At 41.0% G+C, this 13,338-nt stretch carries 12 protein-coding genes; 6 read left to right on the plus strand and 6 right to left on the minus strand.

The genetic code is table 11. From position 1 onward, the window contains the following. The first annotated feature begins 113 nt into the window (after nucleotides 1-113). Both dgt and RB215_RS17700 read left to right on the plus strand, forming a co-directional pair. Nucleotides 114-1,580, plus strand: coding sequence for a dGTPase (dgt, locus tag RB215_RS17695; RefSeq protein ID WP_041454886.1), 1,467 nt, complete (start codon nucleotides 114-116; stop codon nucleotides 1,578-1,580). A 69-nt stretch (nucleotides 1,581-1,649) separates the two neighbouring features. After that, a complete protein-coding gene (locus RB215_RS17700) occupies nucleotides 1,650-3,233 on the plus strand; it encodes a cell surface protein (RefSeq protein ID WP_309217308.1) in 1,584 nt (527 codons plus the stop codon). A 282-nt stretch (nucleotides 3,234-3,515) separates the two neighbouring features. On the opposite strand, the gene gshA is transcribed toward RB215_RS17700, so the two are convergent. Next, complete coding sequence (gene gshA / locus RB215_RS17705) at nucleotides 3,516-5,033, minus strand: glutamate--cysteine ligase (protein ID WP_309217309.1); 1,518 nt, start codon at nucleotides 5,031-5,033, stop codon at nucleotides 3,516-3,518. Between the two features lie 588 nt (nucleotides 5,034-5,621). Between gshA and RB215_RS17710 the strand changes: the two genes are divergently transcribed. Then, nucleotides 5,622-7,349: a potassium/proton antiporter gene (locus RB215_RS17710; protein ID WP_309217310.1), complete on the plus strand. Its 1,728-nt coding sequence runs from the start codon at nucleotides 5,622-5,624 to the stop codon at nucleotides 7,347-7,349. A 91-nt stretch (nucleotides 7,350-7,440) separates the two neighbouring features. Here RB215_RS17710 and RB215_RS17715 read toward each other — a convergent pair whose 3' ends face one another. Further along, nucleotides 7,441-8,328: a LysR substrate-binding domain-containing protein gene (locus RB215_RS17715; RefSeq protein ID WP_179808333.1), complete on the minus strand. Its 888-nt coding sequence runs from the start codon at nucleotides 8,326-8,328 to the stop codon at nucleotides 7,441-7,443. A 144-nt stretch (nucleotides 8,329-8,472) separates the two neighbouring features. On the opposite strand from RB215_RS17715, the gene RB215_RS17720 reads away from it, so the two are divergent. From RB215_RS17720 to RB215_RS17730, 3 genes are all read left to right on the plus strand, one after another. Then, a complete protein-coding gene (locus tag RB215_RS17720) occupies nucleotides 8,473-8,928 on the plus strand; it encodes a DoxX family protein (RefSeq protein WP_011329744.1) in 456 nt (151 codons plus the stop codon). A gap of 77 nt (nucleotides 8,929-9,005) precedes the next feature. After that, nucleotides 9,006-9,956, plus strand: a complete 951-nt coding sequence (locus RB215_RS17725) for a glutathione S-transferase family protein (protein WP_179808332.1) — start codon at nucleotides 9,006-9,008, stop codon at nucleotides 9,954-9,956. Between the two features lie 208 nt (nucleotides 9,957-10,164). Beyond that, nucleotides 10,165-11,145: a YecA family protein gene (locus RB215_RS17730; protein ID WP_086996885.1), complete on the plus strand. Its 981-nt coding sequence runs from the start codon at nucleotides 10,165-10,167 to the stop codon at nucleotides 11,143-11,145. Between the two features lie 26 nt (nucleotides 11,146-11,171). Here the strand turns inward: RB215_RS17730 and RB215_RS17735 are convergent, their stop codons facing one another. The 4 genes from RB215_RS17735 to RB215_RS17750 all read right to left on the minus strand — a co-directional run bounded on the left by RB215_RS17735 (nucleotide 11,172) and on the right by RB215_RS17750 (nucleotide 13,290). After that, complete coding sequence (locus tag RB215_RS17735) at nucleotides 11,172-11,354, minus strand: hypothetical protein (protein ID WP_086996888.1); 183 nt, start codon at nucleotides 11,352-11,354, stop codon at nucleotides 11,172-11,174. After that, nucleotides 11,338-11,661, minus strand: a complete 324-nt coding sequence (locus RB215_RS17740; RefSeq protein ID WP_086996891.1) for a helix-turn-helix domain-containing protein — start codon at nucleotides 11,659-11,661, stop codon at nucleotides 11,338-11,340. The genes RB215_RS17735 and RB215_RS17740 overlap by 17 nt, the downstream gene beginning before the upstream one ends. A gap of 290 nt (nucleotides 11,662-11,951) precedes the next feature. Then, the gene (locus RB215_RS17745; RefSeq protein WP_193038940.1) at nucleotides 11,952-12,902 is read right to left on the minus strand and encodes a nucleotidyl transferase AbiEii/AbiGii toxin family protein; all 951 of its coding nucleotides are present in this window, start codon (nucleotides 12,900-12,902) and stop codon (nucleotides 11,952-11,954) included. Beyond that, nucleotides 12,892-13,290: a DUF6088 family protein gene (locus RB215_RS17750; RefSeq protein WP_011329741.1), complete on the minus strand. Its 399-nt coding sequence runs from the start codon at nucleotides 13,288-13,290 to the stop codon at nucleotides 12,892-12,894. The genes RB215_RS17745 and RB215_RS17750 overlap by 11 nt, the downstream gene beginning before the upstream one ends. Between the last annotated feature and the right edge of the window lie 48 nt (nucleotides 13,291-13,338).

Raw genomic sequence — 13,338 nt, forward strand, 5'->3', positions numbered from 1 at the left:
TCTTAAAGCAATATATTAATTTAAGATACAAACTGATAGATTAAAGCAAATTAATGAAAAACATATGACGATGCGCTGAAACTATGCCTGTCATCAGCTTAAAAAAGGACAAGATGATGATCGATTTTAGTAAAAAAATAACCCCCGCACGTATGTATCGCACTACCGCTAACTTACAAATGGCACTAGAGAGCGATCGGGGCCGAATTATAAACAGCGCCGCTATTCGTCGCCTACAACAAAAAACCCAAGTGTTTCCACTAGAGCGCAACGCCGCGGTACGTTCTCGCCTTACTCACTCGTTAGAAGTACAACAAGTAGGGCGCTTTATAGTACAACGTATTTTTGCATCACTAAGTTATCAGCAACTGCAAGACTACGGACTCACCGAGCTAGAGCGGCCGTTAGAAAGCCTAGTTGAAATGGCCTGCCTAATGCACGATATAGGCAATCCGCCGTTTGGTCACTTTGGTGAAGCCGCCATAAACCATTGGTTTAATAATAATTTAGCAAGTGTAACCCCCGAGCGCTGTAAACAGCCTAACTCTGGTATTGGGGTTGTTTTTAAAAGCCTAGCACACGACATTTGCAGCTTTGAAGGCAATGCCCAAGGCATACGTATTATTCACTCATTACAATTACTTAATTTAACCTACAGCCAAAGTGCCGGTATTTTAAAATATACCCGCCCTGCCGGGCTCGACAAAAAAGAGATACCACAAAACAAAAACTATTTAATGAAAAAGGTCGGTTACTACTACAGCGAAAAAAACTTTGTAGAGGCACTGCAAACTGCGCTTGAAATTCAGCCGTATTGCCGCCACCCTGCAAGTTATATTATGGAAGCCGCCGATGATATTTCCTATTGCCTAGCCGATATAGAAGACGCCGTAGAAAAAGACATAATAAGCACCGAACTATTATGCCAAAAGCTTAAAAGTCATTATACAAAAGTACTTATAAACCTCACTATCGACGACAGCCAACATCAAGACTTTGTAAATAAAGCCGTAGACTACGCACTTGAGCGTGCCAACGCACAACCTTATAATTTTAATAGTGAATTTTTTATATACTTACGCGTAGCGCTGCTGCATCCGTTAGTTAATCATGCGGCTAAACGCTTTATTAAACACATAGAACCCATTTATCATGGCGATTTTAACCAAGCACTACTTGAGGATCGCAGCTATTTACACGCACTCACCATAACCCTTAAACAAGTGGCGCTTGAATATGTATTTTCAAACAAAGAAGTAGAAAAACTCGAACTACAAGGCTACCGCATTATTAACGGCCTGCTCGATTGTTACAAACCACTGCTATTATTAAGCAGTGACGATTTTAAACGAGCGCTCAATGGCGATTCACGCTTATTAATAGAATCGCGACTGGTTAAAAAGCTTTCTAAAAAGCACTTAAACAGCTATCAGCACGCCATAGATGCAATGCAAGAAGAGCCTGATCACTTTACCGCCTATGAGTTTTATTACCGCTGTCGGTTAATTCAAGATTATATAAGCGGCATGACCGATCAATTTGCCTACGACGAATATCGCAGCCTAATGGTAATTGAGTAGCCCACAGTAGATATATTTTAAATTAGCGCTTAAAATCAAACTATTGATGCTTAAGCGCTACTGAACTTTATGATAAAAATACTCACACGCCTGACCCTTTGTGTTGCCCTATTTTATAGCTTTAATAGCGCAGCCTATAACCAAGCTATGTGCATACTTATAAAACAAGAAATGCAGCAGCACAGTAATAACAAAACGGGCCGCAGCTACCGCAATGCCGCGCGCGACTATAATAAAAATTGCAATAAGCCGGTAGTAACACCAACTCAGCCAAAACCTAAGCCACATGCTATTGTTAATGATCCAGAGCCGCAGAAGGCACTGCCCGAGCCTATTACTGAGCCGGTTAAAGCGCCTATTGTTGAGCCTTTAAAAACACACTCTGAGACAGACAATACCGCGAGTATTAATACCGAGTTACAAGCAAGCCCTAGTCAAACAAGCCAAGTAACAACTGATGAACCCGTTGCTAATGTAAAAAGCTCAGATATAAAAAGTACTGATGTAAAAAGTACTGATGTAAAAAGCACTGATGTAAAAAGCACTGATATAAAAAATCCGGCAGCTAAAAGTACACAGACAAACACGACAGAAATAAGCGCAGAGCCCATCGCAGCAGCACAAAAGCCGGCAAATATAAAACCTACGCCAGTATCAAAACCAAACACCGAAAGCGCCGCCTCACTACTGCTACCTAGCTTATTATTATTGCTAATAGTACTTATTGGCGTAATGGTTTTAGTACGTATGCGCCGCTCTAAACAAAGTAATTCTGAGGTGGCAACAGTACTGCCAACGAGCCCAGCTGTTACCACACCCGCTCCTAAATCAGTAGTTAAACCAGCAGTTAAATCGGCAGCTAAGCCAAGCCCTAGCGCCGTAAATACGCAAAATACGACAACAGCAAAAATTGCGGCAGAATCTGTTTCAATGCAACAAATTGATGCCGCGCTGGCAAAACCACAAGCAAGTACTAGCGAGCCAGAAACCGTAGCTAAAACAACAAATACAACATTTAGTAATGAAAAACCCAAAACAAAAACAAAAGCAGAGCCCAATACCGCAGAGTTTGAAGCCGCGGCTAAAAACACCTTAGAGCGAATAAAAAATGCCAGCGACTTTGCCGAGCCAGAAGTACGCATGTTCGATCCCGATGCACCACTGCCTACTAAAAAGCAGCGCCAGCAACAGGTTACTCAACAAGCGCCAGCAGCAATTAATGATCAAACGCCAGCTCAAAATGCAATTGAGCCCGCCAATATCAGCCCAGAGCCAATTATTGCGCAGCAACCAACAACGAATATACATCCCCCTGTAAACAGCACCACAGAGCAAGCAACTTCATTTAATACCGAGCACGAATTTAAAGAGCCCGAAGTACGTACTTTCGATCCCGATGCACCGCTACCAGGCAGTAAAGCAAAGCCTGTAATAAAAGCAGATACAAACCAACAGCCAGAACCAGTAGCTGAGCCTAAAGAGCAAAATGTGCAAATAGACAACAGCAACCCATTTGCTAACCTATCGCTGGATGATAGCTGGGATCCAAATTCATCGGTAAAACCTAAAATAGCAGAGAAAAAACGTGAACCTAAATCTCAAGCCCTGATCGAAGCCGAGCAGCGTGCTAAAAATATGCAAACTAAAGAATAGAGTTAAAGGTTTTATACATTGGTAAGTTAAGTGCCAATATAAATTTCAAAAAGTGTATTGGCTCATTTGGGGTTTACTTTTATTGTTGTGGTTTATTAATTTCGGCCAGAGTTTGAGGCTTAATTGTAAAAAGTGCGATATAAAATCGCACCTACAAGTAAATCCAAGTACCAAGCTTGATAGGGCGTATTGACCTTGATACGACCCTAGTCCGGTTTACTTTATCGGGGTCGTATCATCTATCTAAAAGCTAAAGCCCGACACCTAAAAGCTGCTCTTTTGCTAAACCTTACCTTCTAACTTTTGCTGCTCTGCGTGTGATGAACTTACAAGCTGTTTAAAGTAATCGCTTTGTGCTGCGCTCAGTGGCATTTTTTTCCATTGTGCAGTGAGCTCAGTGGCGCGCTGTCCTACCCAATCACTGTGATCCTGATTATTAGCGACAAGCTGCGTCAACATAAGCCCCGACGGAGTTAGCTCTGGCTGTTGTAATAATGGCTTATAGTGTTGTATCGCCTCACTGTAGCCGCTACCAGCTTGATCAAGTAATTCTGCTATAGCATCTAGCTCTGCAAATAGCTGTTCGCTCCAAGCACTGCGACTAAGCTCACCATTAGCAGTTTCTAGCAGTAAATCAGGGCATCGCCCCTGCTCGGTCACACGGGTATGATTGCATGCCAAGCGCTGTTGTTCTTGCTCGCCAATTTCTGGGCTATCTTGTAATAAGCAAAACAGTAAAAATGTATCTAAAAAGCGAATTTGAGTGTCATCAATACCTAGCGCCAACATGGGGTTAATATCGAGATTACGTACTTCTATGTATTCAACCCCGCGATCGTTCATAGCCTGCAGTGGTGTTTCACCCGCGTGAGTAACACGTTTAGGGCGAATATCGCTGTAGTATTCGTTTTCAATTTGTAAAATATTATCGTTTAGCTGACGTTTTTCACCATTTACCTCAACCCCTATACGCGTATAAGGTGCATGTGGCGTGTGAAGCGCTTGTGTTAAATCGCGGCTATATTCAGCTAAGTTATTGGTACTTACATTTAAACTCGCTTGGGCATCGTTTTGATAGCCAAAACCACTCATTCGCAACGAAGTTGCATAAGGCATATAAAGCGTATCGCTGCCCAAACTGGCTAACTGATGCGCGCGGCCATCAACAAACGAGCGGCTTAACGCAGGAGATGCACCAAATAAATAAAGCAATAACCAACCATAGCGACGAAAGTTACGGATCAGCGCAAAATACTGGGCAGAACGAAAATCAGCAAGCGAGTCTTGGTTACCCTGTAGAGTTTGATACCCCTGCCAAAAGCTATCCGGTAATGAAAAATTAAAATGAATACCCGCAATACTTTGCATAATACGCCCGTAGCGCATATCTAGCCCACGACGATAAGTGTGCTTCATTTGTCCTTGCACCGAGCTACCATATTGAGCAATAGGCACACTATCATTACCTTGAAGCGCACACGGCATACTTGCTGGCCATATATTTTGCGCGGTTAGTTCAGTGGCAGTATAACGGTGCAATTGTTGTAAAAAGTCGAGTGTGTCATCAATACTTTCAACTGCTGGGGTAATAAACTCCAATAACGACTCTGAGTAATCTGTAGTGATATGAGGATGAGTTAGCGCCGAGCCTAAATTATAAGGATGAGGGTTTTGTGCCAACAAACCATCTGTAGTTACTCGTAAAGCTTCCTTTTCGATACCCCTTTTAATATGCGCCAATGGTTGGATCAAATCAGCATTGGCTAACTGTGTTAGGCGTGGAGTTAGGGATAACGTCATAAAAACCTCTGTAATAATTCAGTTAATCAGGAAGTTTCCCTGATCCTTTTTACTTGTGCTGCTTTCGCGCCTTAACCTAGGCATACGATTACTGTGCTAGTAAAAATAAGTAGAGCATTATATTTCTTATGCATTAATAAATAATCCCCTCATTGTGTAAATGACTTTTACTAAGTGGTAATAGTGCCAAAGGCGAAGTGCAAATTTAAAAAGCAATCTAAAAGGTTAAAAACTAAAGCGGCTAAGTTGAACCAAAACTCTCACTGTAAATATTAAACCTAAAGCGCGAGCTAAAATGACATCTAAAAATGGCCCTTTAACACCGAGCTTGGCAAGTTTTTAGCAGATCACTAATACCTGCTATTTATAACGCTGGCCCTCCCTATTTAATGAGAATAATGCTACAATATCACAAGCTAAAAACATTTTTGTGTAAACAAACCCATGTTTATTATCGCTTATTATTTTACCTATTAAAAAATGAAAACCAGTTCATACTTAGCAGCAGAGTAACTACTATCCCATGCTCTAGTGCATAATTTACAATAACGACCTAACCCAGCCCTTAGCTATAAATGAGAATAATATATGTTTTTGATTGATCAAATAATATTGTTAGCCGCGGTATTAATTTTACTGGGTATTGTATCCAGTAAATTATCAGCTCGTCTCGGTTTGCCCGTACTGGTAATGTTTTTAATGGTCGGTATGCTCGCTGGTGAAGATGGCCCCGGAGGCATATTTTTTGACAATGCAGCAGCGGCGCACTCTTTAGGTACGCTCGCATTAGCAATGATATTATTTGATGGCGGTTTACAAACGCCCTTAAAAGCGATAAAAAAAGTCTGGAAACCCGCCTCCGTATTGGCCACCCTTGGGGTACTTATTACTAGCGCAGTGACTGGGGTTGCTGCCGCTTACATGCTTGATATTCCTTTACTACAAGGCTTATTGTTTGGCGCTATTGTAGGCTCAACCGATGCCGCGGCGGTATTTGCGCTGCTACGTAATGCCGGTATTCATTTAAACACCAAACTAAAAGCCACCCTCGAAATAGAAAGTGCCTCAAACGACCCCATGGCAATATTTTTAACTGTAGGCTTACTCGAAGTGTTAGTAAACGACATGGAGCTAGGCACAGGCCTGTTACTCATGTTTGTATCACAAATGGGCTTAGGCGCATTAGTCGGCTTAGCCGTGGGTTGGATATCAGTTAAATTAATCAATAAAATTCAATTAGTTGCTACGGGGTTGTATCCGGTATTGGTTGCAGCGTGTGGTTTACTCTCATTTGGTATTACCGCAAACATTGGTGGTAGCGGGTTTTTAGCAGTATTTATTACCGGTGTGGTTATTGGTAATAGCCGCTTTGTGTTTCAGCGCAGTACGTTTTTATTCCACGACGGATTAGCTTGGTTAGGCCAAATTACCATGTTCGTGGTGTTGGGCTTATTAATAAACCCAACCTCGTTATTAGATGTGTGGTTTGAGGGACTGATCATTGCATTAGTGCTTATATTTATTGCTCGCCCTTTGGCGGTTATTCCGGTGTTAGCGCTATTTGGTTTTAAAGCGCGTGAAATCACCTTAGTGTCTTGGGTTGGCCTGCGCGGCTCAGTCCCTATTATTTTAGCAATATTTCCTCTTATGTTTGGCCTGCCTGGCGCCGAACTCATATTTAACGTGGTATTTTTTGTGGTGTTAATTTCAGCCACACTACAAGGCTCAACGCTTGCTTTAATGGCCCGCAAACTCAAGCTAACTTTACCACCGCCAGTGACTCCCGCAGCCACGCTAGAGATCACTGCTTTAGGTGATGTTGACGCCGATATTGTTGAATACACCATAGGCAAAATGTCACGCGCTGTTGGCCGTCGTTTATCGCAATTAGCACTACCCGATAGCACAGTAATGGCAATGATCAGCCGTAATAATAATATTATTGCCCCGCGCGGCTCTACACTATTACAGGCAGACGATCAGCTATTTATGGTACTAAAACCGCATACCCGCGAGTTTGTTGACTGTGTTTTTTCAAGCACGATTGATCAAGATATTACCGAGCTTTCGGCTAAAGAGCTAAGAGTTAAAGGCAATACCAGTGTAGCCAGCATAGCCTATTCTTACGATATTCATATTGCTGCTGAACCAAACGATACGCTAGAGCAAGTACTAAAAACCTCGCTAAACAGCTTACCTAAGGTAGATGACTTTATTGAACTTGATGACGTAAAACTCACTATTTGTGAAATGGTTGGCGACCGTATTATTACTGTTGGTATTATAATTACCCTAGATGAAAGCCTAGAAGAATAAAGAGCTTACCATGGCTTTTAAGTAGTAAATTACATTTAATACAGCTATTAGCTAACAGCCTTACACGGCTGTTAGCTTTAAAAGCGCAACGTTAAGGTTGTAGTAACAGTGAGGTAAGTCGTTGCAACCCTTTACCTTTATTAGTTATTTTCCAGGCAATAAATAGATCTTGGCAAGGTCGTTGCTCGGTTAGCTTTACCTCCACTAACTGCCCCGACCCTATATACTGCTCAATTAAACGCTTGGGTAAATAACCAATACCTATACCGGCAATAATAGCCGCAATTTTTTGCGCAACAGAGCTAACAAAAAAGCGCTGGGTGCCCTCTATTATATTTGCCGACCATGGAATTTCTTGCTCTGCAGAGTCGTGTACTATCACACTGCGGTACTGAGCAAGGCTACTCATATCGAGTGGTTGCTGCTGCGTTGCTAACGGGTGCGTGCTATTTACCACAAGTACACTTTGATACTCATCTATTTTAACCGCGCGAATGCCTTTTTGGTTCGGCACTGGCGACGGTGCGCCAATAACTAAATCAACTTTGTCTTCAATCAGTACTTCCCAGCTGCCGTTCATTACCTGTTCTTGTACATCTATTTCAATATTTTCATGCTCTGCTAAAAACTGCTCTATACTGGTAAATATCGGTTTTATATCAATAATCGAGTCAAAAGCAATACGAATTTTTGGCTCCCAGCCATTCGCAATTGTTTGTGTTTGCTCCGACAATGAATTAATCGCCAAAAGCAACTTGCACCCCTCGGTCAGTAAATGTTTGCCCGCAGGAGTTAGCACAGCACGACGTCCCTGACGCTGAAACAAAGTCACGTTTAATTGCTCTTCTAGTTTTTGTACTATGTAGGACAGCGCCGAAGGTACTTTATTTAATTGCTCTGCGGCTGCCGCATAACTGCCACGATGCTCAATAGCGTCAAGCACCAGTAACGCTTCAATACTAATAGGAGGTGTACTCATGGTTTTTTTCATCCAAATAACAACTATTCAAATTATTTGAACATATCAAGCAAATAATAGGCATTATTTAATTACAAAACAACAACTACAATGGCTACATACTCAATTAAACATACTTACTTAACATCAACAAGGGTAAAAATTATGACTATTAAAAATATTGCTAACGTTATCACTAAAACTGAACAATCACTGGCTACAGTACCACTGCGCGTTATTGCAGGTATTATTTTTGCCGCTCACGGGGCGCAAAAATTATTTGCATGGTTTGGTGGTTATGGCTTAGAAGGCACAGGACAATGGATGGAATCAATTGGCCTAGCACCAGGGTTTTTAATGGCCTTAATGGCAGGTAGTGCAGAATTTTTTGGTGGCTTATTTTTAATTGTTGGCCTACTAACAAGACCTGCTAGCTTTGTACTGGCTATTACTATGGTTGTGGCTATATTTACCACTCACATTGATAACGGCTTATTTATGAGCAACAACGGTTACGAATTTGGCCTAGCGCTATTAGCAATCACACTGGCTTTAGTTATCCAAGGTGGCGGTAAATTCTCACTTGATAACGTAATTAACCGTAACTTAAACAAAGCGTAATATTAGTTATTTAAAACACACACCGCATAGCTATGCGGTGTGTGTTTATGCATTTACAGCACATTAAGGAGTTAATAATGGGATTAATCGTAGACGGAAAATGGGTTGACCAATGGTACGACACAAAAAAATCGGGTGGTAGGTTTGAGCGCCAAGCAAGCCGCTTTACCCAACAAATTTCAAACGCCGCCGATAGCCAATTTAAACCCGAAGCGGGACGTTACCATTTATATGTGTCGCTAGCTTGCCCATGGGCACACCGCACCATGATAATGCGTAAATTAAAGCAACTCGAAAACGTAATTACACTTAGCGTAGTAAAGCCCGAAATGCTCGAAAATGGCTGGGAATTTGGTGAGCACGGCGATCCGCTTTATAACCTAGATTACGCCTACCAATTGTATTTAAAAGCCGATGCCAATTACGAAGGCCGCGCCACTATTCCTATTTTATGGGATAAAAAAACCCATACCATAGTTAATAACGAATCATCGGACATCATGCGTATTTTAAATACCGCGTTTAACGAGCTAACCGGCAACACCGACGACTACTACCCGCAAGCACTACAAGCAGAAATCGACAGCGTAAACGAGCGCATTTACAACACGGTAAATAACGGCGTATATAAAGCAGGCTTTGCCACCACGCAAAGTGCTTATAACAGCGCTTACCATGCATTATTCGAAAGCCTAGACTGGTTAGAGCAACGCCTAGCTACACAGCGCTACTTAGTTGGTGAGCAAATTACCGAGGCCGACTGGCGCTTATTTACTACTTTAGTGCGCTTTGACGCTGTGTATCATGGCCACTTTAAGTGTAATCAGCAAAAAATTAGTGAATACCCTAACCTATATAACTATGTCACTGAGCTGTACCAAGTACCAGGCATTAAAGACACTGTTGACTTGGAATACACCAAAATACACTACTACGCCAGCCACAAAACTATTAACCCCACCGGCGTAGTACCACTAGGGCCTAAAACACAATTTGAGCAACCGCACGATCGCGACCGCCAGTATTAATCGGGCTTAGAGCTTCGGCAAAATTATGCCGAAGCTCTAAAGTAACTAAACAGCCAGTAAAAATTCACAAAGAGGGTATGAGGCGCTGCGCTTTAGAGAAAAAACAATCCACGGTCAGTTTCCAGTTAGCCCTCAGCTCGTAGCTTTTATTTACTAACAAATATAATGATGTAACACTAAACCCATATTGCGCAGAACGAGCTAATAAATGAAACTAGGACGAAATGATCCCTGCCCATGTGGCAGTGGCAAAAAGCACAAACATTGTTGTATGAACACTGTATCTACTAAACAGCATGCACAAATATTTGATGACATAACGCAAACTTTAGCCATGAATCCAGAGTTAAGTTTAGATGAGCTAAACCTTGTCGCAGAACAAACAATAGCTGCGCGAAACAACCAAGCCGATAGTGATTTTTGCGGGCTTTGCCCAACGCAAATATCTAATTGGCTCTATGCCCCGTTCAACGAATTAACAAAAGTTACTTTTAATACTCCAGCAGATTTATCAAGTAGCCCAGTGATGAGCTATTTAGCATTAATTTTTACTGAAGCCATGCAACAAGGCGGCTCAATTAAAGCAACGGCTAAAGGCAATTTACCTGCTAAATTAGTCAAACAAGCCTCTGAGCTACTACCTAACTTTGCTGTTTCTAAATACCCCATCCATATCAGTATTAGTGAATTTGCAGGCAGTAACGAAGATAAGTTTAACGCCCTACACTACACGCGTACTTTGGCTGATGTTGCCGGTATTATTTACTATAAAAGTGGCCATTTTCATATTAAAAAATCGGTGCAAAAGCTGTATCAAACCCAGGGGATTAATGCTTTTTACCTCCCTATGCTCGAAGCCGCCATCATGCAATACAATTGGCGTTACTTCGACAGCTTTACCGATAGCGTGGATCTGCGCGCATTTTGGCTATTTATGCTGTGGCGACTACAAAAACATGCCTCGGTCGAGCAACTAATTGACGAAGTCATTACCGCATTCCCTGCGTTACTTAGTCACGCTCCAGCGTCTCAATACTCAAGTCCGAGTGAGCTATTAGGCAGACTGATTGAATCTCGATTCATCAATCGCTTTTTAGAATTTTGGGGATTTGTTAGCATCGATCCAAAGCGTAGGGGAAATGCCAATATACAGCCATTGCTAACGCAAACCTTTCAGTTTGCAATTTAGTACCACACATACAATTATTATTCGCCTCACACAATGAGGCGAATAGTATAGCTAATTGCCTCATTACTGATTTTTACGGCAACATCTAAAAACAGGTCACTATCAATTAACATTTCATTTTCAGAGCCTATATCAAGAGTTATCGCACCTATCTTCTGCGTATGACCAATAAACACGTCTAACCTATTTTGTTTAATACCACTGCTCATCGTTCACCTCTTTATTATTGTGGTGCGACGCGTCATCACTAACAAGGCTAAACGACAATCCCAAGTACTCCATCACTTTAAGCACATTAAAAAACTGCACATTAACATCACCTTTTTCTATTTTTATCAGCGTAGGCTTCGAAATGTTTAGTGCTTGCGATACATCAACTAGCGTAAGCTTCATACCGGTTCGCTTTGAAGTGATCGCTTCAGCGAGTAACACTGACGAAAATGACTTAGATAAATCAGGCATTTCAGTGTGTTTAACCACTCTTCCAAGTGTTTTTTTTACAGGGGGGTTACTCATTAAAGGTCAACTACAGTTTACTTATATGCTTTATATTAGAATACAGCTATTAAAAGTCAAATTAAGTTTACTTTTAGTTGTAATTAATCAGGCAGGAAACCATAAGTAACCTAAAGTTTACTTATGACTCATTTGAATTAGTTTTAGACCCTTAAGTAAAGTATAGATTACCGTAGGCGTTGAGCTTGCTGACGCGAAAAGCGCAGCTTTTAAATTGTAGGCAGGAGTTTACCTCGCGCTTGGGCTTTTAAATTGCAAATTTGAGTTATATGTCGCGTTGGCGACAGCAGTTAAAGCTTTATGTTATTTAACACTTGATTGCAATATAACTTAAATACATCAAATGCTTGCTGCCAATTAAGGCTATTATTCCCATAAACCATAGGTACTACATATTTGTTAAAGCGTTCTTCATATAATGTATTGGTTTGTAGTAAGCTTAAGCCAAACTTCAGTTCAGCAATCGGACTTTTCATAAATTCAGCGTGTTGGTTTGAGTAACGCGTTAAGTCTTCCGCAATAACTTTACTTACCAAAGACATTACGCCAGAAGCACTCGCAAGCCCAGCTTGTTGAATATAATACGTATCATAAATATGGCGTATTAATGCAGGATCATCATCTCTTATATTATCGCGCGCAAAACTTGCTGTTCGCCTCAACATAGAGACTAGCTTTTCCGCTTGTGTACTCTTAATACTCGAAAACCCCATTAGCGCAACTTCAGGAGGCTTTTGAGTGACCTCATTCATTAAAGAACATATATCTCTACTCACTACTTGATCATAAAGCAAGGTCTCTATCAGCTCTAACTTAATAAACGGCCTTAGGCATGGAACTTTTGAATGTGCTTGAGGATAACGTATATCAATTTGTTGATAACGATATTCATCATAAATAGTAGGGCGGTTTTCTACCGAAAAAGAGTTGTGCAGACTAATGGCATTAAGTAATTGAAGATGTAACTCTTTCCTAGCCTTTCTTTTTTGTGTTTTTGAAATATTAGCAAACACATCTGTAGGTATGATTTTAATATCAATGTCTTCAGACATTCGATGAGTTTTAATGCCCGACTTTGTTAATGCGGTACCACCAGAAAAAACCAATAAGTGCGTATCAAAAGACAATTCAGAAAGTAGTTTTAGTAATGCAACAACATAATAATCTTTTTCAACAATAGCAGGGTTACCCATACCAAGAGCATCGGCAACATCTAAAAACAGGTCACTATCAATTAGCATTAATAGCACTATTATTTACGACAATTTTGCGTTTAAAGCGATTATTTGTAATTATTTTCAGAGACGCTGGAATTTGCAAGCTTTCACCATTGATACTACGTTGTGAAAACTCATCAAATTTGTAGTCAACACCTAGCTTTTCAATCGCTTCTAATATAACACCATCAGCTCCCGCAGGAGATGCCGGCATTAACTTACCCGTAATGCGATTTTCTCTCGCTTTAGTGTAAAGCCCATAACCAATACGCAATAAATGACCATTATCAACCAGCTTTTTTAATACCCGGCCAACTTGGTCGTAACCAGCAATATCTGCAAAATCAGCACGATCAAAAACATAACGCTTTGAGCGGTTTATTCTTGTTGTTACTTTACTTGCTATTGTCATAATAAATACCCTCGTTTCTTGTATTAAATATAGCAAATATACGACACC

The sequence above is a fragment of the Pseudoalteromonas sp. HL-AS2 genome (assembly GCF_031198805.1).
GTDB lineage: Bacteria > Pseudomonadota > Gammaproteobacteria > Enterobacterales > Alteromonadaceae > Pseudoalteromonas > Pseudoalteromonas nigrifaciens.